We start from the raw sequence: 20,435 nt of genomic DNA, 5'->3' as shown, positions 1-20,435 counted from the left end.
CTCTTTGTCGACTGGGCCCGCCTTCCTTATGGAGAACGCCATGGCCGAAGCACTCGACGCATCCCGCACCGCCGCCAACGCGCTGGAGCGCATCACAGACCGCACCCTCGTCAAAACGCAGTCCTATGTCGACGGGGCCTGGGTGGGCGCGGCAGACGGCGCCACCTTCCCCGTCTACGACCCTGCCACCAACGCACACCTGACCGATGTCGCCAATCTCGGGCACGCAGAAACGCTGCGCGCCATCGACGCGGCCAATGCGGCGTGGCCCGCGTGGCGCGAGCTGACCGGCAAGGAGCGCGCCGGCCTGATGCGCCGCTGGTTCGACCTGCTGATCGCCAACGCCGACGACCTCGCCGCCCTGATGACGGCTGAACAAGGCAAGCCGCTGGCCGAAGCCAAGGGCGAAATCGTCTACGGTGCGTCGTTTATCGAATGGTTTGCCGAGGAGGCCAAGCGCGTCTCCGGCGACGTCATGGCCAGCACCTGGCGCGACAAGCGCATGGTGGTGCTCAAGCAGCCGGTGGGCGTGTGCGCCTCCATCACGCCGTGGAACTTCCCGCTGGCGATGATCACCCGCAAAGTTGCGCCGGCCATGGCGGCAGGCTGCACCATCGTCATCAAGCCGGCCGAGCAGACGCCGCTGTCTGCGCTCGCGATGGCCGAACTGGCGCACCGCGCTGGCATTCCGAAGGGCGTCGTCAACGTGGTGACGGGCGATGCGGATCGCTCGATCGCCATCGGCAAGGCCTTGTGCGAATCGCCGATCGTGCGGCATCTGTCGTTCACGGGCTCGACGCCGGTGGGCCGCATCCTGATGCAGCAGTGCTCACCGACGGTGAAGAAGGTCGCGCTGGAGCTTGGCGGCCATGCGCCGTTCATCGTGTTCGACGACGCCGACATCGACGCCGCCGTGGAGGGCGCGGTGCAGTCGAAGTACCGCAACGCCGGCCAGACGTGCGTGTGTACGAACCGCTTCTACGTGCATGCCTCGGTGTATGACACGTTTGTCGAGAAGCTCTCGGCCAAGGTCAAGGGCATCAAGGTCGGCAACGGCTTCGAGTCCGGCGTGGTGCAAGGCCCGCTGATCGACGACCAGGCCGTGGAGAAAGTGCAGCGCCACATCAGCGACGCGACGCAAAAGGGCGCGCGCCTGACCGCCGGCGGCAAGCTGATGCAGGGCTTCGGTTCGCAGCGCTTTGTCGAGCCGACCGTGCTGGCCGACGCCACACCCGACATGCTGATCGCGCGCGAAGAAACTTTCGGCCCGGTCTCCGCCATCTTCAAGTTCCAGGACGAAGCGGAAGTCGTGCGCCTGGCCAACGACACCGAATTTGGCCTGGCGTCGTACTTCTTCAGCCGCGACATCGGCCGCATCTGGCGCGTGGCCGAGCAGCTCGAATACGGCATGGTCGGCATCAACACGGGGCTGATCTCGAACGAGGTGGCGCCGTTCGGCGGCATCAAGCAATCGGGCCTGGGCCGCGAAGGCTCGGTCTACGGCATCGACGAGTATCTCGAACTCAAGTATCTGTGCATGGGCGGCATCTGAAACGCCATCCCCCCTTGGCCGACCTGCCACATCGATAGAGCGGGCGGCCTTCCCCCTTGCCTGACCGGCGGAGGAGACACATGAGCACCATCCAGGAAGGCGCCCTGCTCTGGACGCCATCGTCTGACTTCATCGCACGCGCGCGCCTGACGCATTACCTCGACTGGCTTGCGCGCGAACGCGGGCTGCGCTTCTCGGCCACCACGCCCGAGGGCTACGCGCAACTCTGGGACTGGTCCACCACTGAGCTGGAGGCGTTCTGGACGTCTGTCTGGGACTACCTCGACCTGCGCGCCTCGACACCGTTCACGCAGATGCTGGGCGACCGCACCATGCCGGGCGCGCAATGGCTGGTCGGCGCCAAGCTGAACTACGTCGATCAGGTCATGCGTCATGTGGAGGAAGGCGGCAGCCCTGACCGCACCGCCATCCGCTACGCCAGCGAGACCCAACCGCTGGCCGACCTGTCCTGGCGCGAACTGCGCCGCCGCGTCGCCTCGCTGGCTGCGGCGCTGCGCGAGATGGGCGTGGCGCCGGGCGACCGCGTGGCGGCATACCTGTCGAACACGCCGGACGCCATCGTCGCGTTCCTCGCCACGGCCAGCATCGGGGCGATCTGGTCAGTCTGCGCGCCGGACATGGGCCAGGTAGCCGTCACGGACCGCTTCCGCCAGATCGAACCGAAGGTGCTGATCGCGGTGGACGGCTACCACTACGGCGGCCGCGCGTTCGACCGCACCGGCGTGGTCGCCGAGATGATGGCCGCGCTGCCGACCGTCGAGCATCTCGTGCTGGTGCCGCAACTGCACGGCGACATCGACCGCACGCAGTTCCCGCACGCCCGCGACTGGCGCGACCTGACTGCCGACGACGTACCGCTCGTCATCACGCCCGTGGCGGCGGATCACCCGCTGTGGATCCTGTACTCGTCGGGCACCACCGGCATGCCCAAGCCCATCGTGCACGGCCACGGCGGCTTGCTGCTCGTGCAGACGATGATGGGCGCGCTGCATCTCGACCTTGGCCCTGACGACGTCTACCACTGGTACAGCAGCACCGGCTGGGTCATGTGGAATTCGCAGGCGAGCGGCCTGCTCGGCGGCGTGACCCTCGCCATCTACGACGGCAACCCCGGCACGCCCGATCTGAACACGTTGTGGCGTTTCGCACAGGACGCAGGCGTGACGTTCTTCGGCGCCGGCGCGGCGTTCTTCGCCAATTGCCTGAAAGCCGGCATCGAGCCCGGTCGCGACTTCGACCTGTCGAAGCTGCGTGCGATCGGCTCGACCGGTTCGCCGCTGTCGGCCGAGGCTTACGACTGGATCTACCGCCACGTCAAGGCCGACGTCTGGCTCAATCCGATCTCCGGCGGCACCGACTTTGCCGGCTGCTTCGTCGGCGGCGTGGCCACCCTGCCCGTCTACGCCGGCGAGATGCAATGCCGCAACCTCGGCTCGCGCGTGGAAGCGCTGGATGAAGCGGGCAACCCGCTCATCGATGCGGTGGGTGAACTCGTCTGCACGGCGCCCATCCCCTCGATGCCGCTCTTCTTCTGGGGCGACACCGACGGCAGCCGCTACCGCGACAGCTACTTCGACATGTACCCCGGCCAGTGGCGCCACGGCGACTGGATCAAGATCACTCCGCGCGGCGGCGCCATCATCTACGGGCGGTCCGACGCAACCATCAACCGCCACGGCATCCGCATGGGCACGGCCGAGCTGTATCGCGTGGTGGAAGACCTGCCGGAAGTGCTCGACAGCCTCGTTGTCGACCTGGAATTCCTCGGCCGGGAATCGTTCATGCCGCTGTTCGTCGTGCTGCGCGAAGGGGCCGTGCTCGACGACACGCTGCGTGGCACGATCAATGCGCGTATCAAGGCCGGGCTGTCGGCGCGGCATGTGCCCAACGTGATCGTGCAAGCGCCGGGCGTGCCGCGCACGCTGTCGGGCAAGAAAATGGAAGTGCCGATCAAGAAGCTGCTGCTGGGCGCGCCGCCGGAGCGTATCGCCAATCCCGATGCGATGGCCAACCCGGAGGTGCTGGCCTGGTATGTCGACTACGCGCACACGCTCGCCGCGCAAACCGCCGCTGCCGGCGGATCCGCGCCGGCATTGGAGTCCTGGCGAAGTTAGGCCGGCAAGCCGGCGGCGTCTCGATGGGAACGCGGTACGCGGGTCCCTACCCTGTACCGGCTTCAGCAGTTGAGGGATGCGCTGGACTGCACTGTGGACGCGCTTTTGCGGCGCGGATCACGGCACATTGACGATCAGAGTGCTGCGGTGTCTGACGTGCTCAAAGACTTGGACGAGGACGAACGGGCGCTGGTGAGCTTTGTCCAGCAGTTCACGGCCCTACTCCGGGCGAAGTATCCGCAACCTCGGCAACGCAAACAAACGCCATAGTCATATGTACGGTCAGCCTTGGCGCCAGACGTAGGCGGCCCATATACGCTGAACCACGTCGATGCTGGGACCAGCCTCGAACCCAGCGATGTCCTCGCAGATCATCGCCAGCGCATCCGCGAATCGCGCGAAGCCCATGGTCTTGCCGAACTGCTCGGCGACAACATCAGCGATAAAACTCTCCTGCTCTTGGGTGAGGGTCTGCGACATGTCGTTGAGGGCTGGAAGTCATACGCCAACCATCAACAGTCATCGCACGGCAGACAACAGGCACGCGAGGCATACCGAGTGGGTTATCTGCCGAGAGGGGCACCTCCGGTAATACGCAGGCACCCCGGCAAGAACTAAGGCTACAGCTTCGGTGCGGACTGATCGCTATCCCATTGCCAGAAGGTTGAGCCATAGTCGGATCGCACCTCCGGCATGATTTCGCCTTGCTTGAAATGCCGTCGTGAGCCAGCAGCGGCAGGAGTGAACCACCAGCCTTCCTTCGGGCATGGCTGGCCGGCTGGCTGGCGCGGTGGCGTGCTTGGCGCGGTGTAGCCATTGCCATGGGCTCGATACCAGTCCACCAAGTCCCTGGGATAGACGAGGTTGTCCCGGTAGCTGCTGTCGTCAATATCCCAGAGGACAGTGACAAGCGCTGCCTCGAAAGCCCAATAGCCGAAGTAAGACGTGCCTTCGGTATGCGTACCGTGCCAGTAGCACGGTTTCATGTGCTTGTACCAAGTCTCGACGAACTCTTTGACCAGCGCAGGGCGTTCTTCGGGCGCGTACACGGTGGCGCGACCCAGCGGTCGATATGGCTCGGGATGCAGCAAGACCTTCTCTGATTCGACATGATTACCTGTCAACGCCTGCACAACGTTCTCGAACAGGATATCCCGGCCCCGATTGAAGTCGAATGTCTTATCAACCCAACTCATGACCTTGGGAATCAGCGCCTCGTGCCGCAGCAGTTTGCATAGAGCAAGCAACCAGAACACATAGACGTAGGCTTCGAGCTGAGTGATTTCAAGCGTGTCCGCAACGGCGCGTGGAGGGTCTTGCAGACGCGGAGAAATTTCGTTTGCGATGTAGACATCGAAGTCGTCGATGACTGCGGGCAACTCATTCCTCAATTCATCGATCGGGCACCCACCGGTGTAGCGGAGAATCAAGCGTTCCAACCCCTCGGAGGCGATTGACCATCTATAGGAAGCAATAGCCTTCGGGGTCAACTCCTTAGTTGCCAGAGAGTGTCGAGCCGTTTCCGCCCAAGAAATAAGGCGGTCTAGGTACTCGACATACTCTTTCTCGCTCAGGAATTTCTGACGACGAACGTCTTTGAATGCCATAGATCAGGTTCCTACAATTCATTGCCGCTATTGGGACGCGGGGCTCTCGCTTTGGGAGCGCGACTCTCCAAGTCCAATCCGGTTGCGACCACATCAATCAATACAAACAGCTTCGATGGCTGGGCTGAGCCTACAGGGCCGGGTAGGCACACGAAGAGCCAACGCGCATATTCGGCATCGGTTATCTCCTGACGCTTCTGCTTTTGCTGAGCTGGATTGAGGCCGGAATCTTTGCGTGCAAGCGCCTGCGGAATTCGCTTCTCAGTCCATGGCTCGCTCATCTGCAACCCGTCACATGTGTTGCCCAGTCGCGCTTTGGCCTCTTTCGAAATTTTCTCAGGATCGGAGGGGTCAAGAGCTTTCGCAATGTGTTTGGCCTCAAGCACCACAAATTTTGGATACGTCGGCGCGGCGGGTTTTTTCAGCGCCGTCGCCACGTAGTCATACTCGGGCCGGGGCGGCTTCTTGTCCGTGGGGATGAACAGTAGCTTCCCCGGCTTGGGTACGGTCACGGTCTCAGGCATCGGCGCAGGCTGATCAAACGCCGGCAGCTTCTCAAACAGACCATCAAGCCCTCTACCCTTGGGCGGATTCACCAAGCGCTTGTACTGGAGTGCCGACTCCATCAGCACATAGCCGTCATTCTCGCAAACCGCACCATTCTTCTGGTTTTCTTTGATCTGAGCCTTGCACTCGTTGTTGGTCTGATCGGTCGTGGCCTCTGCCTTCTGCTGCGTGTCACGCACGACAAGCTTCTGTTGCCGCGCATACTGCTCGTGCAGCTTCCGCATGTCCTCGTCCTCGGTATTCTTCCTGAGGGCGTTAGCCGGGACTAAAAGAAGCAAGAGAGGCCATAGCGATATGGATGGAACCTTGGCGATTCGAATCAGCGAAGGCGCCAGCCTGCGCGCCATCTGCGCTTCGGGTTCCGGTGACGCGACAGGCACAGGAGGGCGTGGCGCGGGTAGAGGTCCACGAGCGGGCACATCCGTGACCGGCCCATTCGGCGTAGCGCTTGGCGGGGCAAATGCTAGTAGTACGGGTTCCCCCGTCATTGCCGTTTGGAGGCGGGTGTCTTGCTCTCTCAGGATGGCCAGCCACGCATCCACTTCAGCGTCGGCGCGCTTGCGTCCACTGGCCCAATCGAAGGTCTCGATGTACTCGCGAGCATTGCCGTAGGACTGGCTGTGCATGAACGCCTGCACCTCAGACCAAGGCAACCCGTCGGCGACCATGCCGAGCAGGATGCAGGCCGAGCCGTAGCTCGGCATGAATCCGGAGAAGTAATAGGCCAGTTGATCCGAGATACGCGAGTGCTCCCCACCGCTGAGCACATAGCTCAGGAAGTCGCGCACGAGGTGCAGGAAGTCGTCGTCCTCGTGGAAGCCCTTGACGCGTGACAGCCACTGGCCGGCGATGGCCTTTGCAGCGTGGGTCTGGTCGATCGCTTCGGCCGGGTAGAACATCGCCAGGAAACGTTCGATTTCCGCCACGGCCATGCGCAGCGAGTCCTTCAGGTCCGGCTTGACCTGGGTGATGGGAATGGTGCGAGCGATCATGACAACAAGCTTTTGACGAGGGCGATGGCAGAGTCAGCGTCGGCGGCAGCGCCAAAGCGGTCATTGGTGCGTTGCGACTCGGCTGCCCATTTGCGTGCGTCTTCACCCCATTCGACCTTGGCTTCACCTGGCGGGACGCCCTCATGGCGAGCGAAGCCGTTGCCATCCACCTTGCCGGAGATCGTGGTCCCGTCGCTGAAGTGCAGCTTGTAGGGCGCGCCTTTGACGGGCTCCAGATCGTCGTAGTGGTGGTTCAGTTCGATGAAGTGCGAGGGCTCACCCAAGGCTCCCACAGGCAACGCCGGCAATGTCGCAGCCTGCCCACCCGGCCCGATCAGCGGGTGCCCTGCCCCCTTCACGTCCAGCTTGGTCGTCTCGAAGGTGATGGCATTGCCCTCCAGCCGGATCATCGAATCCCCGCCATGCAACACGATGTTCTGCTGTGCCAGGATTTCGACCGAAGCCGCAGAGGAAGTCACGGTGACGGCTTTATCAGCGAGCACTGCCAGCGCATCGGTGTGGGCCTGAATGGAGACCGGCCCACCTTCGGCAATCACCCGAACCCCATTGCGCTGCGCAAACAGGCTCACACCTTTGGCCGCTGCAGCGGCAATGACATTGCCAGCGGCGAGATGCCAGTCTCCTTGAGCGGTGCCGTGCAAGTGTCGGCCTGCGTAGACGGTGGTGGTTGCCTGCGAGGCGAGCGCAATGCTGGTGGGCGACTCTGTCGCCAGCCAGGGTTGGCCGAAGCGTTCTACCGGTGCCTTGTTCGGCTGCGTTGCATCCTGCCCATTGACGTTGCTGTCGTAGTGGCCATCCTGGGCGGGGTCCAACGCCTGTGTGAGCGGGTCGAAGGCTTCGTTGGCCGCCAGCGGCAATGCCTGTTGGCTCGATGCGGCATCGGACAAGCGCTGCGCGGTCTTCTGCGCTGCTGTGAGCTGACCGCGTGCCTCGTGCGCGTCGAGCAATGTTCCGCCTGCCCGTGGTTGTGCCGTGGTCGAGAGCAGCAGCCCCCCGCCAGCGCGGACCACCGCCCACGCATCGGTGCGCAGTTCCGCCCCGGTGCCACGCCAGCTACCCCGCTCGCCACCGGTCGCGCCGTGCGACATCACATAGCCAAGGTTGAGTTGGCTGTTGGCGGTGGAGCTTGCCAGCCGCATCCGTAGCTGGCCGGGGTGGTCATCGACTACCCACTGGTTGTAGCCCTCCCCACCGAGCCCCTGCGAGTGCCAGCCGGAAAGGACCTGTCCCAGCGGCGCATCGGCAGCCGGCCACGGTAAGGCGTCCTGCTGGCTGTGCAACTGCATTGCCACCAGCGGCCTATCAGTATCCCCGTCGATGTAGGCCAGCAGCACCTGCGTTCCGGCGCGCGGCAAGTGGTTGGCACCCCAGTTTGGGCCAGCGCTCGCAGTGGCCACACGCACCCAGGCGGTGACTTGGCTGCGGTCGCTGCTGTCTGGGTCGCGGAAGGCGCTCGCATCTGGCGCGCGCAGCCATGGGAAACGGACACGCACGCGGTGATCGCGGTCCGTTGTGAGCGGTGCCCCATCGTCGGCAGTCACCACGGCAACTTGCCCTTCCGGTGCAGTGGGGCGACGACGATAGACAGGAACGATGGGAGCCTCAGCCGGCACGGCGGTGAAGCGGTTCCGGTAGCTGCCCGATTCGATTTCCGTGGTGCCCAACAGACGGGCAAGGTCGGCGCCGAGGTTGTTGGCGGCGTCATGCTCGACCTGGAGCGTCACGAACTCGCTGTGACCGCTATCGAAGTGCTGCGTGAGCTTGAATCGCTGACACGCGCCAAGCTGGCGCACACTGCCTTGGCCCTGATAGCGAAGGTAGCCGCCCTCATGGGCTTGCATGCGTAGACGCGCAGCGTGGTCAGCGCCTTTCGCATCCTTGAATCGATAGGGGCCGGAAGCCTCGAAACACTCCAGCGTCGGCAGTTCGCCACCGGGATCATCAGCACTCGCTTGTGCTGACGTTGCTGCCAGCGCCTTGTAGTCCCACGATGCGAGCGTCACCGCATTGGTGCCAACGGTATACGTGCGCGAAAGGCGCTCAATGGCGTCTTCCTGCTCGGTGGCATCCACGCGGTGAAAGCGAATCTCCGGCTGTGCGCAGGTCGGTCGTTCGGCGTCGTTGTCAAAAATCACCAGGCAGTGGCGGGATTGCGCCGCCTTGCCATCGCTGGATTGAGATGCATCGCCTTGCTGGTGCTCGAACCGGTAGGACAAGCCCTCTTCTGCTAGCAGGCGTTCCACAAACGCGAAGTCGGTTTCGCGGTACTGGCAGCAGATGGAGCGCTTCCTCATTGGCTGGCTCACCGCCAAACGGAAATGCGCGAGTGGATAGTCGGCGAAGACCTCTTCGATGATTTCCAGCGCGGTCTTGTTTTCGTAGACGTAGCAGTCCGTGCGCGTGCGCAGTCGGTCGAACCAAGAACCGACAGTCAACCGATAGCGTGCAAGACCCCCATCGCCGCCGAGCGCGGCACAGCCCACCACATAACCATGCCATGCACGCCGGTTGCCATCGGGCAGCATGAGACGCAGCGTGATTTCCTCGGTAGCCAGCTTAGCGGTATCGAGGTGGGCGGATGGGCTCAGGCAATCCACGTGCAGCACGAACGGCGCAGACACCGCTTCTTTCGCAGTGAAGCGCTCCACGACCAAGTTATCCGTGGTCAGTGCTGTCTCAATGGTGATTTGGCGGGTGTGCTGGCCGAGCAGGCCCGATAACGCCGACAGTGCGGATTGTGGCAGGTACATCGGCTCAGGGATGGTAGCGTTATGGGACACCACGCATCGATTTTTCAGAACCGATTATTTTAGGGGTACGAAGATTACGAACACAAACAGCAAATACTCACCAATGGTTACCAAACCTTAATAATAAGACTTGCGAAACACAGACTTTAGTGTTGCGAACATCCACCCGAATCATGCATAGCCCCACCCTCAAGGGATGGAAACAATAAATCAAACGATCAACATTCGAGCAGATAAGTCACGCATATAGCAATACAAATAACACAGTTATCTGCCAAACCCCTACCCACCACCGCCAAGTCTCCGCTGTAACGGACAACATTACTCACGCAGTTCTGCATATATCAAATGGAAACATGGGGAGGGCGGCACTCTTGCCGCGCACAAAAATTTGCCTGACAAAATAAAACACACACGACTCTCGCAATAGATTTTACCATCACATCAATCCAGCATTAATAATAGGCATGAACGAAACCACTTTATGAGAAAAAAGAGAAAGAAGAGAATTGGTAATACCGGCGCCGGCAGCAGCACTCAACCCCAACGAGATAATGAACGAAAAAGCAAAGGGTTTGCCGGCTCATGGAAGTTCCTTGTTGGCTCGGGTATCTCTGCCTTGCTGGCGACTGGGGCCTATCAGTATCTGGTAGGTGACGTGTCGCTTGAGTTCGTGCAGGCACTCAATCGCGGCTATGAATTTCAGCTCAAGAACGCCACTCCATCTGACAAAGTAGTCAAGCGCTTTCGCGTGAGCGCACCCTCGCAGCAGCTCGTTTACCACACAACCCAAGACCTATACGCGAATATCACGCCGGACGGTAAGGTTGAACTTCCCGGTGGGAACATAAATTACATTCCTGCGGCAGCGTACGAAGAGCTTGACGGACAAAAAATATTGGCAAACTCAGAGAAAAAGTTCCGCTTACCTCCACTGTCTGACCGCCCTTGGATGGAACCGGACGCCGCCATTTTTAGCATTCAATATGAAATCGAGTCCTCCAATCCAATACTGTCGTCACTCGAGCACGCTTTGACTTGGATCGGGCTTCGATCGACTCTGGTAACCGTCAAGTATTTGGTGGTAAGCAATTATTGGATTCCAACCACTTCGAACTCACCTGGCGAGGCAATGCGCATCTTTTGCAGAGACAACCATGGTCTCGCGAGCGCCAGCATCTGCAGGGGCTATGATTGAACTGCTCCTGCTACGCTACTTGCTAGCGAGCCAGGGGGTTTAGGGGGGAGACAGGCGCCAGCGAATGCAGCGAGCGGAGTGGCGGTGGCGCCACTTTTCACGCCACCCTCCACGCTCTCAGCTTGCCGAACCGCCGCAACCCCGCATAGAATGTGGGGCTACGCGGGCGTCGTATAATGGTAATACCCTAGCTTCCCAAGCTAGAGCCGTGGGTTCGATTCCCATCGCCCGCTCCACTGCATCATTCTGCGGACTTCCGCAGAAGTCCAAGAGAGTCTGCAAGTCGTTGCCACACAAGGACTTTTCCTCTCTTTGACGTTCTGCCGCGGTCCACTGCGATCCATCTACAGCCGGGACTTTTAAGTCCACAAACAAGTCCATTTTTGCGGGCGCGGCTGATTCCGGATTGTTGATGGAGGGGCGAGGTCGACGTGACCAGCATCTGGTTCCTGACTCATGTTCAGGAGCAAGAGCATGGCACTCTCAGACCTGGCCGTTCGACAGGCCAAGGCAACTGGCAAGGCATACACCCTCCCTGACTTGGATGGCCTCTCCCTGGCCGTCACGGCTGCAGGGGGCAGGACTTGGCACTTCCGCTACTACTGGGCGGGCAAGCAGAAGCGGATGTCGCTCGGCACCTACCCGGAGGTGACGCTTCGCGAGGCCCGCAGCCTGCGCGACGAAGCGCGCGCCCTGCTGGCCAAAGGCACCAATCCTCGCGTTCACCGCAAGCAGAAGCGCACCGCTGTCCGGCTCGCCGACGAAAACACCTTCGAGGCGGTGTATCGCAAGTGGCTCAAGCATCGCGGGCTCAGCCTCAAGGAAGGCCGGCAGACGACCCTCTCGATACTTCCGCGCATCTTCGACAAAGATGTGCTGCCCGCCCTGGGCAAGCGGTCGATCTATGAGATCAAGCGTCCCGACCTCTTGGAGGTGATCGCCAAGATCGAGAAGCGCAGGGCGCTCTCCGTCGCCGAGAAAGTCAGGACGTGGTTCAACCAACTGTTCCGCTACGCGCTGGTGATCGTGCCGGGCCTGGAGCAGAACCCCGCCTCCGATCTCGATGTGGTGGCGCTGCCGCTGCCACCCGTCAACCACAACCCGTTCCTGCGCATGGCCGAGCTGCCGAAGCTGTTGCAGCGGCTGCGCAGCTATCGCGGCAGGCGGCAGACCCAGCTCGGGCTGCGGCTATTGCTGCTGACCGGCGTGCGAACCGGCGAGCTGCGACAGGCGATGCCGGATCAATTCGATCTGGACCGTGGGTTGTGGATCATCCCGCCCGACGTCGTGAAGCAACTCCAGTTGGATATGCGCAAGAAGCGGCAGCAGGCGAAGGACATCCCGCCCTACATCGTGCCGCTGTCGATTCAGGCCATGGAGATCGTCCGGCACCTGCTCGATGAGTTCAAGCCGGCCCAGCGCCACCTGTTCCGGCACGACAGCGACTTGAAGAAGCGCATCAGCGAGAACACCCTCAATGGTGCCCTCAAGCGCATGGGCTATCAGGAACGCCTGACCGGACACGGCATCCGCGGCACGATGTCCACTGCGCTCAACGAGATCGGCTACCCGAAAGTCTGGGTGGATGCACAGCTCTCGCACGTCGATCCCAACAAGGTCAGCGCGACCTACAACCATGCCGAGTACGTGGAGCAGCGTCGCCGCATGATGCAGGACTGGGCCGATCGGCTCGACCTCTTCGAGCAGAACCAGGTCGAGGCGGCCAGCATGCCCCTCACCGTGCATCTGGAAGGCGTGCCCGCATTCCCGAGTGAGCAAACCGCAAACGCCCCCTCTACGCCGGTTGCTGCTTCGCCAATCCTGCTCGTGACAAAGCCGGGTGACGCCATGCCGTTGGTTTCTGCCGCCGCACATCGGCTGCCGGCGGTTCCGCCCCCTCGATCGGCCGCGCCGCTGGTGCCTTCGGACATTCAGCGCGAGCGGATGGAGCTGTTCGATGTCTTCGAAGCGCCGCACAACCTTCCCGTCGCTGCGTTTGCCAAGATGGCAGGCAAATCCCGCAGGTGGATCAGCTACGAGATCAAGGCGGGCAACTTGCTGGCTTTGAACGTAGGCAACCGCGGCCAGCGCGTGCCGGACTGGCACCTCGACCCGCTCAAGCACGAGCTGATCCAGTCCGTCCTGAAGCTGACCAGGGATGCGGACCCTTGGCAGATCTACCATGCACTGCTGCAACCGCGCTCGATGCTGCGGGGGCGTTCGGCACTGGAGGGCGTGACTGCCAGCAATCTCGACAAGCTCGCCATGGCAGTGAGCACGGCCGTGAAGGAAAGCGAATGGACCCCGCCGCGAGTCGGGGTCGCCTAGCAGGGGAAGCCACAGAATTTGGGAAAAATCGTACGCTAAACGCCAGCGCTGGCCTCGTCTCGGGTGCTGACGGTATGGCAAGAACAATTCACGAGCCCTTGAAGAATGCCGCACGCCTCGACGGGTCGTGCGCCGGCGCACTTTTCACGCAAGGCCGTCAAATGCAGCCTTAGCTGCAACAACGCCTCGACCCGCGCCTCCACCTGCCGGATATGGTCATCCAGCAGGGCATTCACTTTTCCGCAATCCTGGGTGGGGCTGTCCCACAGGTTCAGTAAGGTCCGAATCTCGCCCAGCGACATGTCCAGCGAACGGCAGTGGCGAATGAACTGCATGCGCTTGACTTGCTCCTCGCCGTACAGCCGATAGTTCCCGCTGCTTCGCGCCGGCTCAGGCAATAGCCCTTCCTTTTCGTAGTAACGAATGGTCACGACCTCGCATCCCGTGCGCTGCGCCAGTTCGCCGATCCTGATTTCCATGCTGGTCCTCCAATGCTTGACCCTATAGCCACTATAGGGATTTTAATGCATTTGAACGAATGACGACGCCGAGGAATTGCTATGAGTTGCGGATCAAGCGGGTACGGTTGTGCTGATGCTCCCGTTCTCAAATCAGAAACACAGACCAGCGCCACTACCGGGGTGGCGGTTGCCGTCTATCACATCGAGAACATGGACTGCCCCACGGAAGAAGCGCTGATCCGGGGCAAGCTGGGCGGCGTGCCCGGCGTGGTGGAGCTCGATTTCAACCTGATGCGGCGCACCTTGACCGTGCGGCACACCCTGGCGTCGTTGGCCCCCGTGGAACAAGCCTTGGCGGCTGTCGATATGCAGGCGGTGCGACAGGACGACCGCTCGGCGGTGCAGACCACCCGCCTTGCCATCGCCAAGATGGATTGTCCGTCCGAGGAGGCGCTGATCCGCAGCAATCTCGCCACGCTGGCCGGTGTGATCGATCTCGACTTCAACCTGATGCAACGCACGCTCACCGTGCGCCATGCCCCAGCCGTGCTGCCTGACGTGCTGGGTGCTCTGCAATCGCTCGGCTTCGAGGCCCAAGTGCTCGAAGAAGCCAACCGCACGCCTGCGTCATCAGCACCGGGGCAGACCACGACCCATTGGTGGCCGCTCGGCATCTCGCTAGTCGCCGCTGTTGCGGCGGAGGCCGTGTACTGGCTCCAAGGCGGCAATCATTGGTCGGTGATGGTTCTGGCTCTGGTCGCCATCCTCACCGGTGGCCTGTCCACCTACAAGAAAGGATGGATTGCCCTCAAGAACCGCAACCTCAACATGAACGCCCTGATGTCGATTGCCGTCACCGGGGCCATGTTGATCGGGCACTGGCCGGAGGCGGCGATGGTGATGGTGTTGTTCGCTTTGGCCGAGGTCATCGAGGCCAAGTCGCTGGACCGCGCCCGCAACGCCATCGCGGGGCTGCTCGATCTGGCCCCGGAGCGAGCCACGGTGCAACAGCCTGATGGCTCATGGCGCGAGGTGGATGCCAAGCAGGTTGCGATCGGCAGCCGGGTGCGAGTGCGGCCTGGCGAACGCATCGCCCTCGATGGGGAGGTCGTAGAAGGCCGCTCGACCGTGAACCAAGCGCCGATCACCGGGGAGAGTCTGCCCGTCGACAAGGGCCTAGGCGATCCCGTCTTTGCGGGTTCCCTCAACGAGTCAGGCTCGTTCGAGTACCGTGTCACGGCGCTGGCGAACAACTCCACGCTGGCCCGCATCATTCATGCGGTGGAGGCCGCACAAGGCAGCCGCGCGCCGACCCAGCGCTTCGTGGATCAGTTCGCGCGCTGGTACACGCCCGCCGTATTCGCCTTGGCCGTGGTCGTCGCACTGGTGCCGCCGCTCTTTGTGGGAGCGGCATGGCTGGATTGGATCTATCGGGCGCTGGTTTTGCTGGTGATCGCCTGCCCGTGCGCGCTGGTGATTTCGACACCCGTCAGCATCGTCAGCGGGTTGGCCGCAGCGGCACGCCACGGCATTCTCATCAAGGGCGGCGTGTATTTGGAAGAGGGCCGCAAGCTGCGCTGGCTGGCCTTGGACAAGACCGGCACCATCACCCACGGCAAGCCCGCGCAGACCGACTTCGTTGCCTTGGGTAACGCTTCGCCCCAGCACGCCCGTAGTCTCGCGGCCAGCCTGGCCAGCCGCTCCGACCATCCGGTGTCCAAGGCAATCGCGCAAGCCGCCCTTGCCGACGGCGTGGCGCTGCGCGAAGTCGCGGAATTCGCCGCATTGCCCGGCCGAGGCGTGCGCGGCGTGATCGACGGAGTGGCCTATCACCTCGGCAACCATCGGATGCTCGACGAGCTGGGACATTGCTCCCCCGCAATGGAACAACGCATCACCGCACTGGAAGCCGAGGGTAAGACGGCGGTGATGCTGGTGGAGCCCGAGGGCGTGCAGGCGCTCATGGCAGTGGCCGACACCATCAAGGACAGCAGCCGGAGCGCCGTGGCCGAACTGCACGCGCTGGGCATCCAGACCATGATGCTGACCGGCGACAACCCACACACCGCCAAGGCGATTGCCACACAGGCCGGGATCGACCGCGCACAAGGCAACCTGCTCCCCGATGACAAACTGCGCGAGATCGAAGCGCTTGCCCAGTCCGGCGGGGTCGGCATGGTCGGTGATGGAATCAACGACGCTCCGGCGTTGGCTCGTGCCGACATTGGCTTCGCGATGGGCGCGGCGGGCACCGACACGGCCATCGAGACGGCCGACGTGGCGCTGATGGACGATGACCTGCGCAAGATTCCGACCTTCGTGCGGCTGTCCCGCACCACGGCACAGGTGCTCACACAGAACATCGCGCTTGCGCTGGGCATCAAGGCCGTGTTCCTGGTGCTCACCTTCACCGGCCACGCGACCATGTGGATGGCGGTGTTCGCCGACATGGGAGCTAGCCTGCTGGTGGTGGGCAATGGCTTGAGGCTGCTGCGCCGATGAGTTGGAAATTCGTGCTGTATGACTGGGCCGGTCTGAATCTCGCGCTATTTCAAGCGATCAATGCTGGGACGCCCGCAGTGCTGTGGCCGCTGGCGTCGCTCTTCAGCCTAATCGGCAGCTACTGGACCGCGCCCCTAACCGTACTGGGCCTATGGGCATGGTCAAAGGCATCTTCCGATCCGGCCCGCGTTCGGCTAGTGCGGAGCCGTTTGTTGCACTTCGGCGTCGCGTTCTTGCTGGCCTTGGCGGCGGCGTCGGCCTTGAAGTGGTGGCTCGACTTTCCGCGCCCGCATGCGGTGCTGGGCGCAGCGGTGCATGTCATCGGCGCTGTGGAGCTGCATTACAGCCTGCCCAGCGGGCACGCGACCTACGCGGCGCTGGTGGCCGCTGCGTTGTGGCCGCTGCTGGCCTGGCGCGGTCGCGGTTGCCTGTTGATGTATGCCGCCCTGGTTGGCTGGTCACGCATGGCGGCAGGTATGCACTTCCCGGGCGACGTGCTGGCAGGCTGGGGGCTGGGCTTGGGCTGCACCGTGCTCTCGCGGTGGCTGATCTCGTTCGCCACTGCGGCGCGCGCAAAGGGGCTGCTCGCGCCGGCCTTGCCGTGGTACGGGGTGGCTGCGGCAGCGGTTGCTGCTGATCAGGCAGCCAAGCTCTCGATCGAACGGGCGTTCGTCTATGGCAAACAGGTCGAGATCACGCCGTTCTTCAACCTCGTGCATGTGCTCAATCCGGGCGCCGCGTTCAGCTTTTTGGCCGGAGCGAGTGGCTGGCAACGTTACTTCTTCATCACGTTAGGACTGCTCGTCGCGGTCTGGCTCATCCGACAACTGAAGCAGACGCTGCCGCGCTTCGAAGCCGTCGGCTACAGCCTCATTCTTGGCGGGGCACTTGGCAACGTGGTGGATCGCCTGCTGCGCGGTCAGGTTGTGGACTTCCTCGACTTCCACTGGCAGGGCATGCACTGGCCCGCGTTCAACCTCGCCGATGTTGCGATCTCCATCGGAGTCGGCTGTTTGATCGCTAGGTTCCTTGAAATTCGAGACAAGGGTAACAAGGGTAGATTGTTGTCAGGATGAGCTGCGACGCAGGCGCTGCGCGACTCCGGCAACGGGATCGACGACGGGTTGCTGCAATACCTGTCGCCGCTGGGCTGGGAGCACATCAATTTGATCGGCGACTACGTATGGCGGCAGAGCCGGAGGGCCGAAGACGTGCAGTTCCGGCCGTTACGCATCAATGGGAAGGCCAGCGCATCAGTCAGGACACCAAGCGCGCTCGTCGGGCGAATCTTGCCTGGGTGTCCGACAAGGTAGCGTTGCGGCGGAGCAGGTAAGCCATCACGATCATTGGTGCGCCGGCCAGCGGCCGTACGGCGATGCCTCGGCGTAGGTAGCTCGCCAGTCTCGCGGCAGGCGCAATGGCGATCCCGTACCCGGCAGCAACCAGCGTCATCGCCACATCGAATGTCTCCACCGTTTGCTCCCGCTCCTGCAGCGCGTTTTCGAACACGCGCTGCACGGTCACGCGCCATGGTTCATCGGCCGTGGACTGCGAGCAGATCAAGGGCTGCTTGAGCACTTCCTCGCACGGCACTTCACGGTAGGCCAGCAGGTGGGAGCGCTTGGCCACGGCGACCGCCAGCGTGTCATGCCACAGCGGCTCGCATATCCAGCCAGGCCACTGCCGGGCAGCCGCAGACAAGGCGAAGTCGAAGCCGTCGCCCGGCAGCTCCGCGCCTCGACCGGGATCTGTCCATCCGGCCAGGACGGCATGAGTCTCCGGCTCTTCGGCGCGCTGCAGGGCGAGCACGTCGGCGAGCTGGGGAGGCACCCATTCGCCGAGGACGGCCATGCGAATTTCGGCGGTGATGTCACTCGATTCCACGTCCAGCTCCCCCCAGGCGGTGAACTCGTGGCAACTGATCTCGAAGCCGTTGAATGAGTTAAGTTTAACGTGGTTTAAATCGTGACCGTGTTCGACGCTCTTGGCAATGCCAAAGCGTTCGATCCAAAGGGGCCGCCCCACCGGCACCACTACCTACGAAGCGGAACCAGCCATCGCGTTTGGGGCTGCCGTGCGGGAAGAAAGAACCAACCAGGGTATCGCTCAGGAAACGCTGGCCCACATGGCCGGCATCGAACGGTCGCACATGGGCAAGATCGAGCGCGGCGAGCATGTCCCCACGCTACCTCTCATCCTCAAGATTGCCCGTGCGCTGAAATGCAGTTCCGCCCACTTGATGACTCTGACCGAAGCCAAGCTGGCAGAGTCGGCCCCATCCGCGGATTGAAGCCGGCCCGCACAGCGGCCGCATGCCTACGCCTGATCGTCGTCCTTGCCCCCAAGGGCTGAATCTTCGCGCTTTGCGGCCTCGTTGACGAGCCGCAGGTATGGGTTGTCTGGCGGCGTCTCCTGGAACAGCGCATCCGGGCTGGCGAGCAGGTAGCCGTGCAGCCGGCGCGACTTGCGCGGCCCCGTGACTTCGCAGGTCCAGATGTTCAGCCCGCTCGGCTGCTTGCGGTGCTGTCCCAGCTTCTCGAAGCGTTTCTGCGCCCACTGCCACCCCTCCAGCTTCTCCTGCTTGGCTAGCGCGGCGACTTGAAGGTACTCCTGCGCGTAGCGCTGGAACACGCCGGGGCTGACGAGATAGGTCGTACCGGCGACGGTATGCACCAGGGCCTTGGCGTCGTTGATGATGAGCTTGCGCGTCTGGACGCTCTGACGCAGCCAGGCCATGAAGTGCGCCCCGGAGGGCTCCGTGCGATCCTGGGAAGGCGCGAGGCTCATCTGCGGCGGGGGCACGGTCGAAGGGGCCGGCTCGGGCTCGGCAACAGGGGAACTCGGGATCTCCGGTGCCGTGGGTGGAGCGGTGTCGCCCAGCAGGTCGAGTAGCGCGGCCACGCCGGTATCCGTGGCTGTGGATGCGATCGGCGCCGTGCTCGCGGATGCAGCTTCGATGCCTTCGGCGCGCGGCCCATCGGCCACCGTTGTCGCCTGCGGCGTCGGCTCCGCCTGTTCCTCTTCGACCTGCACACGGCCTGCGAACGGCGCCGGCCGGTCGGCGGCATCCCAGATCATCGCCGGCGAGAGTTTCAGGAAGGTGAAGGCGTGCGACCAGCCGGCGTCGCTGGTGACGGTAGCCTTCCAGATCGCCTTGCCATCCGGCGTCGGTTGCACGATGCCGTGATCCTGCAGCACGTTGAACACCGCCGTGTTGCTCGCCGGGATGCCGTCGATGCCCTGCGACAGCAGATGGGCGCGCAGCTTGTCGGAGACGGTCTTGCTCACCAGCCACAAGGCGTCTTGTGTCAGCCAGCCGTCCGCCGGGCCGGCCTGGTTCAACTTGAACGCTCCCTTGAGCAGGTAGCGCAAGCCGTCGAGCAATTTGCGTTGCAGCGCATGTTTGGGCGCCGCCAGCGCCTTGCTGGGATCGCCGCCGAGTTCCTGGGCGACCGATGCCTGGTCGGCCTGCACGACCAGCTCGCCGAGCGTGCCGGCGTGCTCGTACTGGCCGGCCAGCACGTAGAGCAGCGCGGCCCAGAGGTCGGGATAGCCGCTGAGCCAGTCGAAGATGTCCCGATCGAGAAGGCGCGCGTAGAGCAGCCCGGTGGCGGCGCTGTGCAGGCGGTACTCACGCTCCTTTCGGTAACGGAAGCGGTAGGGCTTTCGCAGCGGGCCGTGCCAGGGATGCCAAACGCTGCCGTCGGCATGCTCGACGTGCAGATCGACCGCAATCTTGCCGATGTCGTGCAGCAGGGCCGCGTAGGCCGTGCCTGCGGTCCAGGCTTCGGCCTGTGCCGCCTGTGCCTCCGGCGTGACGCCCGCAGGCAGCAGGTATGACTGCCGCAGCTTCAGCGCATAGGCGACGATCTCCAGGCCGTGGTCCAGCATGCCGCCCGGATAGGCATGGTGGTGGTTCTCGGAGGCCGGGAACTGCTGGACCAGCTCGGCGTAGCGCTCCAGTGGGGCGAGGTAGAGCGTGGCGAACTGCCGGCGCGAGAGCGATGTGCGCTGCCAGATGTGTTCCAGCAGTTTCTGCCGGCGCGGCGTGGCCAGCAGCGATGCGGCCGACTCCGGCCGCATCGACCCTTTCGGAGTTTCGATGGCGGAGGTGGGCGGCGTGCCGGCGGTGGGTGGCACCCTTTTGCGCTGGAACAGCGAGAGCATGGCGAACCCCGGATGACGGGCTGCTCGGGGGCGCCTTTTGGCCTTTTCAGGATAGGGCCTTTCCCCTTGGCGCCCTTCCTTTGCCCCTTCCCAGCCCTTTGGCCTTTGTCGGAAGCCTTTGGGTATAGGGCCGCTGCTGCGCGGGTGCCACGATG

Annotated in this window: 14 protein-coding genes, 1 tRNA gene and 1 pseudogene; 9 read left to right on the top strand and 7 right to left on the bottom strand. The window is 63.0% G+C overall.

The window, feature by feature from the left end; all coding sequences use genetic code 11:
* Positions 1 to 40 precede the first annotated feature (40 nt).
* Both KHN96_RS06055 and KHN96_RS06050 read left to right on the top strand, forming a co-directional pair.
* The gene (locus KHN96_RS06055) at positions 41 to 1,552 is read left to right on the top strand and encodes an NAD-dependent succinate-semialdehyde dehydrogenase (RefSeq protein ID WP_062737762.1); all 1,512 of its coding nucleotides are present in this window, start codon (positions 41 to 43) and stop codon (positions 1,550 to 1,552) included.
* 80 nt (positions 1,553 to 1,632) lie between these two features.
* Complete coding sequence (locus KHN96_RS06050; RefSeq protein ID WP_062737763.1) at positions 1,633 to 3,687, top strand: acetoacetate--CoA ligase; 2,055 nt, start codon at positions 1,633 to 1,635, stop codon at positions 3,685 to 3,687.
* A 282-nt stretch (positions 3,688 to 3,969) separates the two neighbouring features.
* Here KHN96_RS06050 and KHN96_RS06045 read toward each other — a convergent pair whose 3' ends face one another.
* From KHN96_RS06045 to KHN96_RS06030, 4 genes are all read right to left on the bottom strand, one after another.
* Positions 3,970 to 4,167, bottom strand: a complete 198-nt coding sequence (locus tag KHN96_RS06045) for a hypothetical protein (RefSeq protein WP_062737764.1) — start codon at positions 4,165 to 4,167, stop codon at positions 3,970 to 3,972.
* Between the two features lie 140 nt (positions 4,168 to 4,307).
* Positions 4,308 to 5,294: a PoNe immunity protein domain-containing protein gene (locus KHN96_RS06040; RefSeq protein WP_062737765.1), complete on the bottom strand. Its 987-nt coding sequence runs from the start codon at positions 5,292 to 5,294 to the stop codon at positions 4,308 to 4,310.
* 11 nt (positions 5,295 to 5,305) lie between these two features.
* Entirely contained in the window at positions 5,306 to 6,853 is a 1,548-nt protein-coding gene (locus KHN96_RS06035; RefSeq protein WP_062737766.1) for a hypothetical protein, read from the bottom strand.
* Positions 6,850 to 9,624: a type VI secretion system Vgr family protein gene (locus KHN96_RS06030; RefSeq protein WP_062737767.1), complete on the bottom strand. Its 2,775-nt coding sequence runs from the start codon at positions 9,622 to 9,624 to the stop codon at positions 6,850 to 6,852. Before KHN96_RS06030 ends, KHN96_RS06035 begins: the two co-directional genes overlap by 4 nt.
* A 484-nt stretch (positions 9,625 to 10,108) precedes the next feature.
* Between KHN96_RS06030 and KHN96_RS06025 the strand changes: the two genes are divergently transcribed.
* The 3 genes from KHN96_RS06025 to KHN96_RS06015 all read left to right on the top strand — a co-directional run bounded on the left by KHN96_RS06025 (position 10,109) and on the right by KHN96_RS06015 (position 13,150).
* Positions 10,109 to 10,822 carry a hypothetical protein gene (locus KHN96_RS06025; protein ID WP_147282534.1) on the top strand — a complete coding sequence of 238 codons (714 nt, stop codon included), beginning with the start codon at positions 10,109 to 10,111 and terminating at the stop codon, positions 10,820 to 10,822.
* Between the two features lie 162 nt (positions 10,823 to 10,984).
* Positions 10,985 to 11,058: transfer RNA gene (locus KHN96_RS06020), tRNA-Gly, on the top strand.
* Positions 11,059 to 11,296: 238 nt separating this feature from the next.
* Complete coding sequence (locus tag KHN96_RS06015) at positions 11,297 to 13,150, top strand: tyrosine-type recombinase/integrase (protein WP_023085019.1); 1,854 nt, start codon at positions 11,297 to 11,299, stop codon at positions 13,148 to 13,150.
* A gap of 35 nt (positions 13,151 to 13,185) precedes the next feature.
* On the opposite strand, the gene cadR is transcribed toward KHN96_RS06015, so the two are convergent.
* Positions 13,186 to 13,629, bottom strand: coding sequence for a Cd(II)/Pb(II)-responsive transcriptional regulator (gene cadR / locus KHN96_RS06010; protein WP_013721909.1), 444 nt, complete (start codon positions 13,627 to 13,629; stop codon positions 13,186 to 13,188).
* Positions 13,630 to 13,710: 81 nt separating this feature from the next.
* Here cadR and KHN96_RS06005 point away from each other — a divergent pair, with 81 nt between their 5' ends.
* From KHN96_RS06005 to KHN96_RS05995, 3 genes and pseudogenes are all read left to right on the top strand, one after another.
* Positions 13,711 to 16,113, top strand: a complete 2,403-nt coding sequence (locus KHN96_RS06005; RefSeq protein WP_013721908.1) for a heavy metal translocating P-type ATPase — start codon at positions 13,711 to 13,713, stop codon at positions 16,111 to 16,113.
* A complete protein-coding gene (gene lspA, locus KHN96_RS06000; protein WP_013721907.1) occupies positions 16,110 to 17,189 on the top strand; it encodes a signal peptidase II in 1,080 nt (359 codons plus the stop codon). Before KHN96_RS06005 ends, lspA begins: the two co-directional genes overlap by 4 nt.
* Before the next feature lie 3 nt (positions 17,190 to 17,192).
* Positions 17,193 to 17,426: pseudogene (locus tag KHN96_RS05995) on the top strand (Tn3 family transposase); the annotation flags it as partial.
* Here KHN96_RS05995 and KHN96_RS05990 read toward each other — a convergent pair.
* Positions 17,371 to 17,997 carry a substrate-binding domain-containing protein gene (locus KHN96_RS05990; protein WP_025991876.1) on the bottom strand — a complete coding sequence of 209 codons (627 nt, stop codon included), beginning with the start codon at positions 17,995 to 17,997 and terminating at the stop codon, positions 17,371 to 17,373. The pseudogene KHN96_RS05995 and the gene KHN96_RS05990 overlap by 56 nt on opposite strands.
* 106 nt (positions 17,998 to 18,103) lie before the next feature.
* On the opposite strand from KHN96_RS05990, the gene KHN96_RS05985 reads away from it, so the two are divergent.
* Positions 18,104 to 18,403, top strand: a complete 300-nt coding sequence (locus KHN96_RS05985) for a helix-turn-helix domain-containing protein (RefSeq protein ID WP_003282197.1) — start codon at positions 18,104 to 18,106, stop codon at positions 18,401 to 18,403.
* A 26-nt stretch (positions 18,404 to 18,429) separates the two neighbouring features.
* On the opposite strand, the gene mobH is transcribed toward KHN96_RS05985, so the two are convergent.
* Positions 18,430 to 20,280, bottom strand: a complete 1,851-nt coding sequence (gene mobH, locus KHN96_RS05980) for a MobH family relaxase (RefSeq protein WP_115044019.1) — start codon at positions 20,278 to 20,280, stop codon at positions 18,430 to 18,432.
* Positions 20,281 to 20,435: the final 155 nt, after the last annotated feature.

The sequence above is a fragment of the Ralstonia mannitolilytica genome (assembly GCF_905397375.1).
In the GTDB taxonomy this organism is placed as follows: domain Bacteria; phylum Pseudomonadota; class Gammaproteobacteria; order Burkholderiales; family Burkholderiaceae; genus Ralstonia; species Ralstonia mannitolilytica.
This window is presented reverse-complemented; position numbering and strand designations above follow the sequence as displayed.